This window comes from Nocardia sp. NPDC055029 (genome assembly GCF_053608525.1).
Genome location: NZ_JBSGVQ010000018.1, coordinates 34,781 through 51,156, shown reverse-complemented (window position 1 = coordinate 51,156; position 16,376 = coordinate 34,781). Strand labels below are relative to the sequence as shown.

13 protein-coding genes are annotated in these 16,376 nt (G+C 70.4%); 5 read left to right on the top strand and 8 right to left on the bottom strand.

Annotated elements, in window-relative coordinates; genetic code table 11:
* Positions 1 to 4: 4 nt before the first annotated feature.
* From ACWF9G_RS17600 to ACWF9G_RS17590, 3 genes are all read left to right on the top strand, one after another.
* Complete coding sequence (locus ACWF9G_RS17600) at positions 5 to 4,234, top strand: TIGR02680 family protein (protein ID WP_452516430.1); 4,230 nt, start codon at positions 5 to 7, stop codon at positions 4,232 to 4,234.
* A gap of 531 nt (positions 4,235 to 4,765) precedes the next feature.
* A complete protein-coding gene (locus ACWF9G_RS17595) occupies positions 4,766 to 5,560 on the top strand; it encodes a hypothetical protein (RefSeq protein ID WP_452516428.1) in 795 nt (264 codons plus the stop codon).
* Positions 5,557 to 5,988, top strand: a complete 432-nt coding sequence (locus tag ACWF9G_RS17590; RefSeq protein WP_452516427.1) for a hypothetical protein — start codon at positions 5,557 to 5,559, stop codon at positions 5,986 to 5,988. The genes ACWF9G_RS17595 and ACWF9G_RS17590 overlap by 4 nt, the downstream gene beginning before the upstream one ends.
* 6 nt (positions 5,989 to 5,994) lie before the next feature.
* Here ACWF9G_RS17590 and ACWF9G_RS17585 read toward each other — a convergent pair whose 3' ends face one another.
* On the bottom strand, positions 5,995 to 6,957 hold the full coding sequence (locus ACWF9G_RS17585) for a helix-turn-helix transcriptional regulator (protein ID WP_452516425.1): 963 nt from the start codon (positions 6,955 to 6,957) through the stop codon (positions 5,995 to 5,997).
* Positions 6,958 to 7,040: 83 nt separating this feature from the next.
* Between ACWF9G_RS17585 and ACWF9G_RS17580 the strand changes: the two genes are divergently transcribed.
* Positions 7,041 to 8,177 carry an epoxide hydrolase family protein gene (locus tag ACWF9G_RS17580; protein WP_452516423.1) on the top strand — a complete coding sequence of 379 codons (1,137 nt, stop codon included), beginning with the start codon at positions 7,041 to 7,043 and terminating at the stop codon, positions 8,175 to 8,177.
* Positions 8,178 to 8,238: 61 nt separating this feature from the next.
* Here the strand turns inward: ACWF9G_RS17580 and ACWF9G_RS17575 are convergent, their stop codons facing one another.
* The 6 genes from ACWF9G_RS17575 to ACWF9G_RS17550 form a co-directional block, all read right to left on the bottom strand.
* A complete protein-coding gene (locus ACWF9G_RS17575; protein WP_452516421.1) occupies positions 8,239 to 8,757 on the bottom strand; it encodes a M15 family metallopeptidase in 519 nt (172 codons plus the stop codon).
* Positions 8,758 to 8,863: 106 nt separating this feature from the next.
* A complete protein-coding gene (locus ACWF9G_RS17570) occupies positions 8,864 to 10,183 on the bottom strand; it encodes an MFS transporter (RefSeq protein ID WP_452516419.1) in 1,320 nt (439 codons plus the stop codon).
* Complete coding sequence (locus tag ACWF9G_RS17565) at positions 10,180 to 11,289, bottom strand: PLP-dependent cysteine synthase family protein (protein ID WP_452516417.1); 1,110 nt, start codon at positions 11,287 to 11,289, stop codon at positions 10,180 to 10,182. The genes ACWF9G_RS17570 and ACWF9G_RS17565 overlap by 4 nt, the downstream gene beginning before the upstream one ends.
* A 102-nt stretch (positions 11,290 to 11,391) precedes the next feature.
* On the bottom strand, positions 11,392 to 11,793 hold the full coding sequence (gene lpqS / locus ACWF9G_RS17560; protein WP_452516415.1) for a putative copper homeostasis (lipo)protein LpqS: 402 nt from the start codon (positions 11,791 to 11,793) through the stop codon (positions 11,392 to 11,394).
* A 109-nt stretch (positions 11,794 to 11,902) separates the two neighbouring features.
* Positions 11,903 to 13,306: an ABC1 kinase family protein gene (locus ACWF9G_RS17555; RefSeq protein WP_452516413.1), complete on the bottom strand. Its 1,404-nt coding sequence runs from the start codon at positions 13,304 to 13,306 to the stop codon at positions 11,903 to 11,905.
* Positions 13,307 to 13,407: 101 nt separating this feature from the next.
* Positions 13,408 to 15,084 (bottom strand): fumarate hydratase, encoded by a 1,677-nt coding sequence (locus ACWF9G_RS17550; protein WP_379307089.1) that lies wholly within the window; start codon positions 15,082 to 15,084, stop codon positions 13,408 to 13,410.
* Between the two features lie 220 nt (positions 15,085 to 15,304).
* Between ACWF9G_RS17550 and ACWF9G_RS17545 the strand changes: the two genes are divergently transcribed.
* Positions 15,305 to 15,835: a MarR family winged helix-turn-helix transcriptional regulator gene (locus ACWF9G_RS17545; protein WP_452516411.1), complete on the top strand. Its 531-nt coding sequence runs from the start codon at positions 15,305 to 15,307 to the stop codon at positions 15,833 to 15,835.
* A 25-nt stretch (positions 15,836 to 15,860) separates the two neighbouring features.
* On the opposite strand, the gene ACWF9G_RS17540 is transcribed toward ACWF9G_RS17545, so the two are convergent.
* Positions 15,861 to 16,328, bottom strand: a complete 468-nt coding sequence (locus ACWF9G_RS17540) for a hypothetical protein (RefSeq protein WP_452516410.1) — start codon at positions 16,326 to 16,328, stop codon at positions 15,861 to 15,863.
* Positions 16,329 to 16,376: the final 48 nt, after the last annotated feature.

Sequence of the window (16,376 nt, the reverse complement as noted above, 5' to 3'; positions counted from 1 at the left end):
GGAGATGTCGCTCATTCACGGCGGAGTGCGTTTCGTCCCGACCCGCGCGGGCATCGTCAACCTGTGGGACTACCGCGACCAGGAGTTCTGTTTCGCCGACGGCCGCCTGGTGCTGCGCGGCCCCAACGGATCCGGCAAGACCAAGGCCCTGGAAGTGCTGTTCCCGTTCGTCCTCGACGGGCGGATCGAGCCGCGCAGGCTCAATCCGTTTGCCGGTGAAGAACGCACCATGAAGTCGAACCTGCTCTACCGCAAGCAGGAATCGGCCTACTCGTATGTGTGGATGGAGTTCGCGCGCGGCAGCTGGGACGATCCGGAAGTCGTCACCGTCGGGATCGGCATGCGCGCGACCCGGTCTTCGGACAAGGTGACCCGCTGGTACTTCGTCGCCGACGGCCGCGCGGGCGTGGACTTCTCCCTCATCGGTCCCGACGACCGCCCGCTGACCCGCAAGCAGCTCGCCGAGCAGATCGGCAGCGACGCCATCGTCGACCGGCCGGTGGAGTACCGCGCCGCCATCGACGCGCGCATGTTCGGGCTCGGTGTGCAGCGCTACGACCAGCTGATCAACCTGATCCTCACCCTGCGTCGGCCGCAGCTGGCCAAGAACCTGGACCCACGGGGCCTCTCCCAGGCGCTGACCGACGGCCTGCGGCCGCTCGACGAGCAGCTGATCCTGGACGCGGCCCGCTCGTTCAGCGATATGGAGGAGGTCGGGCGCACCCTCGACGGGCTCGTCCAGGCCGACACCGCGACCCGCCGTTTCGTCGACGTGTACCGGAAATACCTTGCGGTACAGGCGAAGACCGATGTCGACCAGGTCCGCACCCGGCTCGACGCGGTGACCAACGCCTCGACCGCCCTGTTCGCGGCCACCGCCCTGCGCACCCGTCGCGAGGCCGACCGCACCGAAGCCGAGACCAGGGCCGAGGAGGCCGACCGCGCCTACGAGCAGGCCATCGCCGACCGCGAGAACCTGCAGCGTTCCAGCGCCTACGAGGGCAAACAGCAACTCGACGACCTCGCCGACGCGGTCCGCAGGCTCGAGACCTCCGCGGCCGTGCACCGCGACAAGGCCGCCGAGGCGGGCCAGACCCTGCAGCGCCGCGCCGAAGAGGCCGAGCGGGCCGCCGAAGCGGTGCGCACCGCCGCCGCCGCACTGGTCCGGGGCGAGGACGCCTTGCGCGCCGCCGCCGAGGAAGCCGGCATCGAGTGGGTGGCGCCGAGCGCCGACGGCCGCGGCGACCAGATCACCGCCGCCGTGCGCGGGCACGCGGAGGAACGCGATGCCGATGTCCGCGCGGTGCGAAAAGCGTTGAGCCGCTGGGAATCCCTGGCCGCCGACCGCACCCGCGCCCAGCGCCTCGCCGAACGTGCGGTCGAGTTGCGCGACGCCGCGGCCGCCGAGGTGGCCCATGCAGAAGCCGCCGTCGCCCTGGCTCGAACCGAATCCGCTGCCGCCCTGCGCACCTGGTGGCAGACGAACTCGGCGGTCTTCGCACCGCTCGTCGCCGATCCGAATCGCCCCGGGCTGTTCGCCGCCTTGGAATCGGCCGTTGCCGCGGCGGGCGCCGAGGACGCGCCGTCCGCGCACGAGGTGCTGGCCGAGCATTGCGAGCCCCTGCAGGAACAGATCCGCACCCGCCGTCAGGACGCCAAGTCCAGGGCAGCCGCTGCCATCGCGCGCCGGGAAAGCCTTCGCGCCGAACGCAAGCGCGTGGCCGCTGAACGCGACGACGCACCACCCCCGCACCCCACCGACTCCGGCGAACACGACGGTCTGCCCGGCGCGCCCCTGTGGCTGCTGGTTCGCTTCGCGGACACTGTAACTCCCGCCGAAGCCGCGGGCATCGAGGCCGCCTTGCAAGCCGCAGGCCTCCTCGACGCCTGGATCTGCGGCCCCGACCTCCCACCGGATGTCGAGGGCGTTCGCTACCTCCTCCCGCTTGCCACCGAGGACCGTCCCACCGGCCGCACCCTCGCCGAAGTCCTTGTCGTCGAGGAGAATTCCGACGACCTGTCGATCCCGACCGCGACCGTCGCCGACGTCCTCGCCTCGATTGCGCTCGACGACGCATCGGCATCGGACAACGAGGCCCCCGTCGTCATCGGTACCGCAGGTGCCTACCGCCACGGCCTGCACGTGGGCCGCCACACGAAGCCCGAGGCCGAATTCCTCGGTGCGACCGCACGCGCCCGCCGCCGTGAATTGCGCCAAGCCGAGCTCGACGCGGCGATCGACGAAGCCACGGCTGAGGCAGACGCGGCAAAGGCCGAGGAGGCCACGGCCACCGCCGAATTGGCGGCCATCAGTGCGGCGACCAAAGCCCTCCCCCGCCCCTCCGCGATCACCTCGGCCCTCCGCGCCGTCGCCGAGACCGCCGGTCTCATGCGGTCGAGATCCGAGGCCGTCACCCAGGCCGAACGTGAGCTCGACCAAGCGGTCGGCGAGGCCACCGCGATGGACAAGAAGCTGCGCGCCACCGCCCAGGCGCACCGCACCCCGACCGAGGCGCGCGAACTCGACGCGCTGGCCGCCGCGATCCGGCACTTCGAGAACACCGGAACCGGGCTGCTGCGCCTGCGGGCCGAGCACGAGCGGGAGCGCGAACGCGAACGCGAGGGCGCCGACCGCCACGACGAGGCGCGGGCGCTGGCCGAGGCCTTCGCCGAGGAGGCCGAGGCAGCCCGCCTCGGATACACCGAGCAGCAACGCAAGCTCGAGACCCTGCGCGAGGCACTGGGTGCGAGCGCCGCCGATATCGATCGCGAACTCGACGCCGCGCGCGCCGCGATCGAGGCCGCCAAGGCCGAGCAGCGGGCCGCCCGCAAGGCCGCCAATGCCGCGATCGAAGCCGTCGGCGATGCCGAGGCCGCCTATCGCACCGCCAACGAAGCCCTCGCCACCGCCCTCACCGAGGTACTCGCCGAGGTGCGCTCGCTGGCGCCCTATGCCCGGCCCGACCTGCTCAGCCTGCTCGGCGCGTCCGTCGAGCACCGCTGGCCGAGCACCGAGGCCGCCTGGTCGACCCAGGAACAGTTGCAGTACCGGATCGTCGCCGCAGGCCCCGAGACCGATCCCGTGGTACTGCCCGACGAGGTAGGCGCCCTGTTCGCCGATCTCGACACCGCCACCGCCCAGGTGCGCGCCACCGAGGCCGGGCGCAAGTCCACCCGCTCGGCGGTCACCAGCGCGCTGCAGGAGTTCGACGCCGCGCTCACCGCCTCGGGCCGCGACTACCGGCTGCACTGGGACGCCGCCGACGGGCTCACCGTGGTGGCCGTGCACGACGAGAACGGTCAGGCCGCGCTCGCCGATTTCGCCGCCCGCATCGACGCCGCCCGCCGCGACCAGGAACTGCTGCTCACCGACGCCGAGCGCCGCATCCTCGAGGACGCGCTGCTGACCGGCCTTGCCCAGCAGATCCACGAACGCACCAGCGACGCACGCGAACTCATCTCCCGCATGGGCGCGGAGATGAAGCAGCGACGGATGTCCTCGGGCAACACCATCGGGGTGCACTGGGTGCTGGCCGACGGCCTGTCCGAGGCCGCCCGCGCCATGTGCAAGCTGCTCGACCGCGACACCGCGGCGCTGAGCCCGGAGGATCTGGGTTCCGTCCGTGCCCATTTCGCCAGTGAGATCCGCGCGGCCCGCACCGCCCACCCGGAGCGGTCCTATCCCGAGATCCTCGCCGCCACCCTCGATTACCGCACGTGGCGGGTGTTCTCGTTCACTCTCATCAACGGCGACGGTAGCGAGGACAAGCTGACCGTGGCCCGGCACAGCGCGCTCTCCGGTGGCGAGCAGTCGGTCTCGCTGCACCTGCCGCTGTTCGCCGCGGCGCACGTGATGCTCGACTCCGCCGACCCGCAGGCCCCGCGCCTGCTCGCGCTGGACGAGGCGTTCGCCGGTGTCGACGACAACGGCCGCAGCGAATTGCTCGGCCTGAGTGTGCAATTCGATCTCGACCTGTTCATGACCGGCTACGACCTGTGGATCACCTACGGGCACGTCCCCGGCTGCGCCCACTACGACCTCGCGCATTCGACCGCCGAGAACACCGTCAGCGCGACGCTGCTCGTGTGGGACAGCGGCGAACTACTGGCCGAACACGACGGCGGTGACCTCACCACCGCACTGGGCTCACCCAACCGGCGCCGCGTCCCCAACACCATCGAGGGCGGACTCACCCTGGAGGGCATGCCGGGCGAACCGGCGCCGGTGGGCTGAACAACCTCCGGTTCGCCAACCGTCCTTGACGCCACCACGCGGCCGCGGCAGCGTGGTGGCCAGGGAATTGCCGGACACCCGAGACCGACCGGTTTTCTCTCTCGGGAATTGTCGCATCGAATTTCGCGGAATCGGTTGCTCGAAATCCTCAGTGCTGCCAGGATTTTGCTCACGTGACGGCGAAGACCCGGTCGGGCCGACACGATCACGGTGCGGTCGACACCGCACATCGTCAGCAAGTCTTCAGGGGATCGTCGTGCCTTACCGACAGAATCAACACCTTCCACCCCAGTTTTACCGGCAGATTTCCGCTATCGCGCGGAGCCGCGCACTCGTGCGTTCCGGCCCGTCGTGGTCGCCGCGTGCACCGATGCGCTGAGTTCGCCGGAACTCGGCCGACCCAACCCGATGAAGGTGCCGGAAATATTCGCCGGAATTGTTCGGTGGCCGTTGCTGGCCCGCCTGCGCGGGGGTCGCCATTCCCTCGAGCCTGCACCGACCTTCCCCTGTCCACCGCGGGATGTGACCACCATGCAGCTACCCGTCCCCCTGCGGGACACCACCCGTCCGCTCGACACCGCACTCACCGACGCGCGCACGGGCCGGCGTTCCGGCATCCTGCGGGTCACCGGCGAACCGGGCGGTGACATCCGGTTCGCCGACGGCCGGATAGTCACCGTGAACACCTGCGGCGCACCGGGTTTCGACGTTCTCGACCGGGAGGAGCAACCGCTCGGCGCGGCCCGCGCCCGCCTGCTGCGGATGACGGCCACCGTCGACGGCCTGTTCGCCATCGCGGCGGGCTGGATCGATCGCTGCTACTGGATCGACGCCGACCCGGAGGTCTTCGCGGGTGCGGATCCCGGCTACGAATCCGAGTGGCTGCTCGGCGAGACCGCGCGCCGGCTGTCCGCGCTCGCCGCCGCCGGCTTCTCACCGCACCGGAACCTGTTGGCACTCACCGAGTTCGGTCGTTCGCGGCGTGACGAGGATGACAGCGCCGCCATTCTGCGCCTGGTCGACGGCACCCGCAGCTGCCGCGATCTGGCCTTCCTGCTCGGCCGCCCGCTCTACCCGGTCACCGTCGAGGTCGCCCGCCTCCTCGCCTGCCACCAGCTGACCATCCCCGCCCGGCCTGCCGCCGCCCGATCCCCCGGCACCGCGGACACCGGGATGGTCGATCCGGCACTTCCCCGCCGCCGCCGTGGCGCCAGCGGAATCAACGACACTCTGCGGCCGCGCCCACCGCAGGCCGCGCCCCCGTCCGCGATCGCCGTGGACGTGCCCGACTCTTCGCCACGGCGGAGAACCGAAAGGATCCCATGAACCCCAACGGCACCCCCGCCACCATGACCGAACGGCTCGGCGCGACGGTGAAATCGCTGCGCGCCGAAGTACCCGACTGCGTCGCGGCGGGCGTCATCGACCTGTCGACCGGCATGCTGCTGTCGGTGGAGACCGTCGACAACCACCCGCCCGAGGTCCTCGACCTGCTCGCGGCCGCCACCCTCGACCTGTTCCAGGGCCGCAATGTGGTGATGATCGAGGACATCTGGAAGGAACGGCGCGGCATCCGCAGCGACGACCACTATTTCCAGGAGATCCTGGTCAATTCCAACAACCTCACCCACCTGTTCCTGCGCGCCGAGAGCCGCGATGATCTGGTGGTCGTGGTGGTCTGCCGCAAGACGGTCAATGTCGGCATGCTCTTCGCCCAGTCACGCCGGGTGCTCAAGGACGCGGGCAGGCTGTAGCCCGGTTCATCCCTCCAGCGCGTGCGCGACGCGCCCCGCCAGCTGCCGCAACCTGGTGCGCAGCTCGGGCGAATCGTGCACACGGAAGCGCACTCCCAGTGACATCAACTGCGCCGCAAGCCATTCCGGGTCGTCGTCGCGGGTCTCGGTGAGCCTGCACGCGGTGTCGCCGTCGGCGACCAGCGAGTCCACGGTCTCGCCGAGCCTGCCCGCGACCCGCGGCAGCGGCGCGTCGATCGTCACGTCGACCCGGTATTCCGGTGTGCCCCAATCGGTCCGGTACCCGCCCACGTACTCGGCGGCATTCGCGGCGGGCAGCTGCCGCGCGACGATGCGGGCGCCGGTGGGCTGCGGACTCTCGATGCGGTCGGCGCGAAAGCTGCGCCACGCTTCCCGGTCGAGGTCATAGGCGACGAGATACCAGCGCCTGCCCGCCGCCGCGACGCCCACCGGTTCGACGTGACGGCGCGACTCCACACCGGCCGCGTCCCGGTAGCGCAGCCGCAGCCGTTCCCGGTTGCTCACCGCGGCGGCGAGGGTGGTGAGCACCTCCGGATCGACCGTGGGCCCGGTGCCCGCGCGCACCGCGACGGCCGCGCCGACCACCCGCACCCGCCTGCGCAGTTTCGCGGGCAGCACCTGCTCGAGCTTGGTCAGCGCGCGCACGGAGGCATCCTCGATACCGGCGACGGCTTGCCCCGCCGCGACCCGCAGGCCGACCGCGACGGCCACCGCTTCGTCCTCGTCGAGCACCAGTGGTGGGAGTGCCGATCCGGCGGTGAGCCGGTATCCGCCGGTGGCGCCCATGGCCGCCACCACGGGATAGCCCAGCTCGCGGAGCCGGTCGACATCGCGGCGGACCGTGCGGTCGGTGACGCCGAGCCGCTCGGCGAGTTCGCTGCCCGGCCATTCGCGGGGCATCTGCAGCAGCGAGAGCAAACGGAGCAGGCGGGCGGCGGTATCGGTCATGCCGAGAATTCTCTCCTACATCTAGGACCGATTCTGTCCTAGATGGCTTCTACCGTGGTGAACACACCGACCGAGGAGTTCGCATGACGACCATTCGCCCCTTCCGTATCGACATCCCGCAGGCCGACCTCGACGACCTGCGCGACCGCCTGCGCAGGACCCGCTGGGCGGCGCCACTGCCGGGTGCTGGCTGGGATCGCGGCGTGCCGACCGACTATCTGCGCGAGCTGGCGCGGTACTGGGCCGAGGACTTCGATTGGCGCGCACAGGAATCCGCGCTCAACGAGTTCCCGCAATTCGTCACCGAGATCGACGGCCTCGACGTGCACTTCCTGCACGTCCGCTCCCCCGAGCCCGATGCGGTGCCGCTGCTGCTCACCCACGGCTGGCCGCTGTCGTTCGTCGAATTCACCCGCACCATCGGCCCGCTGACCGATCCGCGGGCCCACGGCCTCGATCCGGCCCTCGCCTTCCACGTCGTGGTGCCCTCGGTCCCCGGCTTCGCCTTCTCGGCAGCGCCGCGCGACACCGGGATGAGCACGGCCAGGGTGGCGCGCATGTGGACGACCCTGATGGACCGCCTCGGCTACGACCGTTACGGCACCCAGGGCGGTGACCTCGGTGCCTACATCGCCCCCGAGATGGCGCTCGCCGCGCCCGAGCACGTCATCGGCGTGCATCTCGACGGCGGGATCGGCATGCCGACAGACGCCGACGTGCCGACGATGTCGGACGAGGACCTCCTGCAGTGGGAGGAGATGCAGCAGTGGATGACCGGCGGCATCGACCACCACACCCTGCTGCGCGCCGCGCCGCAAACCTTCGCGCTGGGCTGGAACGATTCCCCGGTGGCACTGCTGGCCTGGCTGATGCAGAAATACCAGGAGTTCACCCCGATGGCCGACCTGGCCGAGGACGTGATCGACCGCGATCACTTGCTCACCAACATCGCGATCTACTGGTTCACCCAGACCACCGGCACCTCGTCCTGGCCGATGTACAACGGCCTGCGCGACGGCGGTTTCGGCTGGCCCACCGGCCAGAACCTTGTCCCGACCGGCGTCTACGGCGGCGGCTCACCCCTGATGCGCAAACTCGCCGACCGCGACAACAAGATCACCCACTGGCCCTCCGGCAACCCGGGCAACCACTTCGTCGCCATGGAGGAACCCACGGCCCACGTCACCGACATCCGAACCTTCTTCGCCGCCCTCCGCTGAGCCGCAGCGAGCCGGGCACGCGTCACGCTGCCCGGCTCGGTCGGCTACCGCGGACCCGGCCTCACCGCATACTGGCGTCGGGCACCCGCGGTGGGCACGCTGCGCCGGGGGCGGTGGCCAACTCGAAATGCCACCATTCGTTGTCGAAGGTCCGGCACAGGCCCCAGCGGTTGCCGTTGGTTTCCAGCCATTGCGCGCCGACCTGGGGGCCGACGTCGACGGCATGGCCGGAGACGTGGGTCGACTCCTCCGGTGGCAGGACCCAGCGGCGGGCCTCGTCGGGGCTGCCGTAGGTGGCGAGGCCGTCCTGCCACAGCATTTCCTGCTGCTCGTGCGAGCGGTAGCCCGAGGTGATCGACAGTGGAATGCCCTCGGCGTGCGCCTGCTGTTCGGCGAGGGCGTAGGCCAGGGCCAACGACGGATCGAGCCCCTCGGTGCCCGCGGCGGACTGGAACTGTTCACGCTGGTCGGTGGCACCCGGCTGGGCCTCGACGATGCCGATACCGACGGCGGTCACGGCCGCGGCGGCCGTCATCGTCACCAGCATCCGGTCGGCCACCCGGCCGAGCACAGTAGTCATGGCAGGAGTCTATCGACCGGCCCGCGCCCGAGCCGACCACCGAGGTGGGCTCGAGCGCGGTGCACGGCGGTCACGGCGGATCATTCCGCCGGGGCCGGCGACCGTCTCACGGTGTGCGGGTCAGCTCGGCCGGGGACGCACCGGTTGACCGGACCGGCCAGCGGCCCGGTGCCGCGGTGTAGGCGGGCAGTGCGTCGGGCTGCCGGTGCCGACCGGGAACCGGCCGGATCGCGCGATGCACCGCGAGGCCGGTCAGCACGCCGATCAGCGTCAGTCCCACCCACACCAGCCGGTCGGCGCCCGCCGAGCGGGCCACGTCGAGGACCGCGCCCGTCCCCAGGTTGCCCGCCAGGATGGCCACCCCGACGATCGTGTTGTAGAACCCGTAGTGGGTCGCCACCAGCTTGCCCTCGCTCAGCGAGACGACGGTGTCCATCTCGAACGGGAAGACCGCCGCCGTCCCGACCGCCAGCAGCGCGGCGGACAGCAGCAGCGCCACGGCCGCGGCCACCGTCCCGAACGACCCAGCGCCGGGTACCAGCGCGAGCGGGACGAACGCCGCGGCCAGCACGCCGACGCCGAGGACCAGACCGCGCCCGATCCCCCAGCGCGCTCGCAACCACGCGGTGATCCGCACCTGACCGGCGACGGCGACCACACCGGACACCACGAACACCAGCGCGGTCAACTCCTGCGCGCCTGCCCCCGAGATGGCTCCCGCGTGCAGCGGCAGGGCCAGATACACCTGGAACGACAGCACATAGGTGCCGCCCATGGCCACCGCGAACGCCACGAAGCGCCGGTGACCGGCGATCGCGCGCCAGTCGGTCCACACCGACGAAGTCGTGGTCACGCCGCGGCGCTGTGGCAGTGCGCACAGCTGCGCCACCGAGAGCACCGCGAACACGGCGGCCGCTACCGCGGCGGTCCAGCGGAAATCCACGCCGAGCAGGGCGATACCGACGAGCGGGCCGGCCAGGATGCCCGCCTGGTAGAACACGTTGAACACCGCGAACGCCTCGACCCGCCGCTCGCCCGCGTCGGCGGCCAGGTACGCGCGCACCGCCGGGTTGAACAGGGCACCCGCAAATCCCGTTGCGGCGGAGGCGATCAGCAGCATCGGCAGCGAGGTGGCGAAGATCAGCGCGGCGAATCCCGCGGTGCGCAGCACACATCCGGCGACGATGAGCGGTTTGTAGCCGAGGCGGTCGGCCAGTGTGCCGCCGATCAGGAACATCCCCTGCTGCGAGAAGTTCCGGACGCCGAGCACCAGCCCGACCGCCCACGCGGCCAGGCCGAGCGGGCCGGACAGATACCCGGCCAGATACGGCATCAGCATGTAGAACCCGAGGTTGATGCCGAACTGGTTGATCATGAGCAGCCGGGCGGGTGTGTCGAAACCGGCGAAGGTCCGCAGCGTCTTCATGCGCGCACCGGTCCTGCCGCGTCCTCGGCCGCGAGCGCGCCGGGATCGAGCACCGTCGTGCAGCGCGTCCAGGACTCGACCACCCGCTCGGCCGGGTGGTCGATCGTGTCGGGGTCGGTGGCGGGCGGCCCCGTCAGCAAGCCGTGCTCCCGGCAGTAGCCGTCGTTGTAGACCGTGTCGAAGTAGCGGTGCGGGCCGTCGGGGAAGATGGCGACGATCCTGGTCTCCGCGTCGGCGGTCCGGGCGGCCCAGCCGGCGACGAGGGCGACCGCACCGACGCTCCACCCGCCGGTGGCATAGTGCGTGGCGGCCAGTGTCCGGCAGGCCCAGACCGCTTCCGCCGGTGCGACCCAATGAATCTCGTCGAAGGCCCGGTAGTCGACATTGGCCGGGTGGATGTTCGAGCCGAGGCCACGCATCAGCCGCGGCCCCGCGGGCTGGCCGAAGATCGTGGAGGCCACCGTGTCGACGCCGATCAGGCGAAGCCCGGGATACCGACGGCGCAATTCCCGTGCGACACCCGCGGAATGGCCGCCCGTGCCGACCGCGCAGACGAGCACGTCGACGCGCCCGACCTGGTCGATCAGCTCGTGCGCGAGCCCGGCGTAGCCGTCGGCGGCGTCGGGATTGCTGTACTGGTCCGGGCACCACGCGGTGGGCTCGGCGGCGAGGAGTTCGGCGACCCGGTCCCGGCGGGCCTGCTGCCAGCCCCCGGTGGGATGGGCCCGCTCGACCAGGTCGACCCGGGCGCCGAAGGCGGCGAGCATCCGCGCGACGATCGGTTCCAGCCCGGGATCGGTGACCACGGTGACCGGATGATCGTGCACAAGTCCGGCCAGGGCGAGCCCGAGCCCGAGTGTGCCGCTGCTGGATTCGACGATCCGCGCGCCGGGGGCGAGGTCGCCGCGCTGCTCGGCCCTGCGCACCATGTGCAGAGCGGGACGATCCTTCATCCCGCCGGGGTTGAATCCTTCCAGCTTGGCCCAGAACCCCCGGCCGGCGGTGGTCAGCGGCGCTCCCACCCACATCACCGGGGTATTGCCGACAAGTCCCTGTGGACGCTCGGCGATCGAGGCAACGCTCCGGTCGAGCACGTATTCCTGCATGTCTGTCGCTTCCTGTGTCGGCCGCCGGGCACGACGGCGCGGACGAGAACGGGCACGCGGACACCGGCCTGTCACCGGTGTGGCAGGCCTGGCGCTGACCGATCAGCGTCGACAGATGCAGAACTGGGTGAGGATGTCGCGGCCCTGGCGATACCGCAGCGGCGAGCGAGGCGGGGCGCGGGCGGCCACGGCCGGATGACCGAGGCTCGCGAGGAGAACGACGACCAGCGCGCCGAGCAAGCCCAGGATGGGCAGCACGAGCCCGGTATCGGGCGCCGCGGTACCGACCAGGCAGTGGTCGGGCAGCGGATGACCCGGAACGGCGAGCCCGGCCCCCTCGGCGACGACGGCGACCACGCCGAGCGGCGCGTCCACACCATGGTGGTCGTCGTGATGCACCGTGGTGCAGTCGATCACGAGCGCGCACACGGCGGCCACGATCATGACGAACGCGCACAGGACACCCGGGCGGCGCGGCGAGGGACGGTCAGTCCGATGACCCACCGTGCCTCCTTCCGCTCGTCGCCGGTGACCTACGCCGACCAAGCTACTACGTCATTGCGTAGACACAGGTCAGCGCCGTCGGACCGGCCGATCCGGGTGTGGTGGAGGCCTAGTGGCCCGCCCGCCTGCGGGCGATCGCGCGGCCGATCTCGGTGGCAGGCGGCTCGCCGTAGAGCCACTCACGGGCCAGCTGATGCCAGTTGGCCCTGACCTGCAACTGACCGAGGGTGGCGAAGGTGAACAGGTCGGCACGCCGGGAGAAGACGTGCTCGGGCGGGAGCAGTTGCCTGCGCATGCCCTGGAATTCGGCCGAGCGCGGGTCGACGGCGAGCAGGACGGCGCTGGTGGCCAATTCGGGGGTGATGGTGACTTCTTCGTCGAGCAGATGCCACCCGCAGGCCGCCCAGACATACGCCAGGCATTCCTCGACGGTGACCCCGGCGTCCGGGTCGATGATGCCGCGCCCGACCCAGGCCGCGTACAGGTCCTCGGGCCGGTCCTCGGCGGCGGCCCGCAGGCAGGAGCGCTCGAAATCGACGTGCTCGGGGTCCATCAGGTTGTAGAGCCCGAAATCGACGAAGGCGAGCCTGCCGTCCTCGGCGAGCAGCACATTGCCCGGATGCGGGTCGCCGCAGAACTCGTTGTCGGTGAACAGGGTTCCGAGGTAGAAGCGATAGATCAGTTCGCCGTAGTGGTCCCGGTCCGCGGCGGGCAGCCCTTGCAGGTGCGAGAAGCCGTGGCCCGCCACGTATTCGGTCACCAGCACGTTGTGCGAGCAGTGCTCCTCGATCGCGTCGGGCACGGTGATGTAGGGGTGACCGCGGTAGCGCTGGGCGACCAGGTGCTGGGTCCGCGCCTCCCGCAGGTAGTCGAGTTCGCTGCGCAGATTGGCGGCGATCTCCTCCAGCACTCCGGTGTCGGCCATGCTCGGGAGCACGGATCTGGCCATCTTGCTGAGGAATTCGAGATTGCCGATATCGGCGTGGACGGCGCGTTCCACGCCGGGGTACTTCACCTTGACCGCCACCGCGCGGCCGTCACGCAGGGTCGCCCGGTGCACCTGACCGATCGAGGCCGCGGCGATCGCGGTCTCGTCGAAGTCGGCGAAGATCCCCGACAGCGGGCCGAGGTCCTCCTCGATCACGCGGCGCATGGTGGGGAACTCGACCGCGGGAGCCCGGTCGCGCAGCGCCGCGAGCTGGCGGGTGAACTGCGCGCGGTGCGATTCGGGGACGAAGTCGAGATCGAGCACCGACAGCATCTGCCCCAGCTTCATCGCCGAGCCCTTCATGCTGCCGAGCACCGCGACGATCTGCTGCGCGGTCTTCATCGCCGACCGCTCGGCCAGCACCTGCCTGGCCTCCTCGGTGCGCCCGATCATCGACAGCCGCGTCCCGACCCCGCGCACGGTCTGCTCGGCGGCCAGCCTGCCCAGCTTCCCGCCGCGCGCCACTCGTCCGGAGGGAACTCCGGAGGTCGCCATCTCCACCCCCGTCGAGCCGGTCCAGCGCATGTCGCGTCACACTACACCGCACCGCGACCGCGCACGGCCGGACCAACGAAGACCCCGGATCGCACCGTGGCGAGGCCGGGGTCTTCGGGATCTGCGACCGACTACACGCGTTCCTTGGAGCGGGTGCGCACGCGCAGGGCGATGGGCTTGGAGGTTTCGGCGAAGAAGTCGTTGCCCTTGTCGTCGACGACGATGAAGGCGGGGAAGTCCTCGACGTCGATCTTCCAGACGGCTTCCATGCCGAGTTCGGGGTATTCCAGGACCTCGACGTTCTTGATGCAGTCCAGGGCGAGGCGGGCGGCGGGGCCGCCGATGGAGCCGAGGTAGAAGCCGCCGTGTTCGTTGCAGGCCTTGGTGACCTGGGCGGAGCGGTTGCCCTTGGCGAGCATGACCATCGAGCCGCCCGCGGCCTGGAACTGGTCGACGTAGGAGTCCATGCGGCCCGCGGTGGTGGGGCCGAAGGAGCCCGACGCGTAGCCCTCGGGGGTCTTGGCCGGACCTGCGTAGTAGACGGCCATGTCGCGCAGGTACTGCGGCATCGGCTCGCCCGCGTCGAGGCGTTCCTTGATCTTGGCGTGCGCGATGTCGCGGGCGACGACCAGCGGGCCGGTGAGCGAAAGCCGGGTCTTCACCGGGTATTTCGACAGTTCGGCGCGGATCTCGTCCATCGGGCGGTTGAGGTCGATCTCGACCACGTCGCCGCCGAGGATGTCCTCGGTCTGTTCCGGAAGGTACTGGGCCGGTTCGGTTTCCAGCTGCTCCAGGAAGATGCCGTCCTTGGTGATCTTGGCCAGCGCCTGGCGGTCGGCCGAGCAGGACACCGCGATGGCGACGGGGCAGGAGGCGCCGTGGCGGGGCAGGCGGACCACGCGCACGTCGTGGCAGAAGTACTTGCCGCCGAACTGCGCGCCGATGCCGAACTCACGGGTGAGCTGGAAGACCTCTTCCTCGAGCTCCAGATCGCGGAACGCGTGCCCGGTGATCGAGCCTTCGGTGGGCAGGTTGTCCAGGTAGTGCGCGGAGGCGTATTTCGCTGTCTTCAAGGCGAATTCGGCGCTGGTGCCGCCGATGACCACCGCGAGGTGGTACGGCGGGCAGGCCGCGGTGCCCAGCGAGCGGATCTTCTCGTCGAGGAACTGGAGCATGCGCTCGGGGTTCAGGACGGCCTTGGTCTCCTGGTACAGGAACGACTTGTTGGCCGAACCGCCACCCTTGGCCATGAACAGGAACTTGTAGACCGGGTTGTCGGGGGTGCCCTCGGTCGAGTACAGCTCGATCTGCGCGGGCAGGTTGGAGCCGGTGTTCTTCTCGTCCCACATGGTGATCGGGGCGAGCTGGGAGTAGCGCAGGTTCAGCGTGGAGTAGGCGTCGAACACGCCGCGGCTGATCCACTCGGCGTCGTCGACCCCGGTGAGCACGCCCTCGCTCTTCTTGCCCATCACGATCGCGGTGCCGGTGTCCTGGCACATCGGCAGCACGCCACCGGCGGAGATGTTGAGGTTCTTGAGCAGGTCCAGCGCGACGAAGCGGTCGTTACCCGAGGACTCCGGGTCGTCGATGATCTTGCGCAGCTGGCGCAGGTGCGCGGGGCGCAGGTAGTGGCTGATGTCGTGGATCGCCGTCTCGGTGAGCAGCCGCAGCGCTTCGGGCTCGACCTGCAGGAAGGTGCGGCCGTTGTGCTCGAAGGTGCTGACCCCCTCGGTGGTGAGCAAGCGGTACGGCGTGTCGTCGGCGCCGATCGGCAGCAGATCGGAATAGCGGAACTCCGGCGCGGTCACGAATCGCACTCCTCGGGTGGCTGGTCACAAAGCACTCGGAAGCCTATCGACCACCCGCACCCACCTGCTGGTTAGGCAACCCTATGTGACGCACGACAATTGCCTGAACCAAGATCGAGGTTGCACGTTCAACCCAAACGGTGCTACCCATTCTCCGGACGGTGGCGGGGTGTGCACCGTTCCAATCCGAAGCCTGCACCGGAGAATCTGGAGCTCGATCGTGACCGATCCACAGTGGCTCGATGATGTCGAAATGCGTGCCTGGCTGGGCTATGTCCGGACCCGTGACCTGATCGCCGCGGCGATCGGGCGTGACGCGGGCCGGGCAGCGAACCTCAGCTGGGTGGAGTACTCCGTGCTGGTCTATCTGGCCGACGCACCGGGCCAGCGGCTGACCTTCGCCGATCTGGCCGGTGCGCTCGAGTGGTCGCAGAGCAGGCTCTCGCATCAGATCACCCGCATGCAGAAGCGCGGGCTGGTGGCCAGGGAGACGATGCCGCACGATCAACGCCGCACCGTCGCCCGGCTCACCGCCGCGGGCGGGCAGCTCCTCACGACCGCGGCGCCCGCCCACGTGCGCAGCGTGCGCAGGCACATGATCGACGTGCTCGATCGTGGCCAGCTCGCCGCGCTCGCCGAGATCTACGACGTGCTGATCGACCATCACCGCAGTGCGGCAAACGGATTCGGGCCGACCGGGCGTGGCCCCGCCGCACAGCCTGCCGAGGAGCCCGCCGCGGATCTGGCGTAGGTGGCGACAGCGCCACCGGAGGGCGCTACGACCCGCTACCGCCGCCGGAATCGGGCCGGTTGTTTCCGAGACCGCCGCGCTGGACTTTCCCGCCGCTGTCGGGCACACCACGGTCGTAGACGCCCGTTCCGGACGGGCGGAGGAAACTGCCGGCGGCCAGGGCGACAGCGGCGCCGATCGCCGGGTACACCAGCGTGTCCGTGTGCTGATACCAGAAGTTGGCGTAGCGGCTGTCGGAGGTGTCGCACAGGCCGTCGGCCACACGGGTCGACGATGTCGTGTCCACGCAGACCCCGACGGCGGTCGGCTGCGCGGCGGCGCTGGTGGTCGGGCGGACCGAGGTGGTGGTCGTCGTCGGCCGCACCGTGCTGGTCACCGGGGGCTTCGTGGTGGTCGCCGCGCGGTGCGACGCCGCGTCGGCACCACACCCCGCCGAGACGAGCGCCATCGCCACGACCGCGGGCAGCGTGCAGGACACGCTGCGCGACTTCATGACTCGGGCACGCCGACGTTCGCTCCTGGATCCCCCGCTCACGCTGCC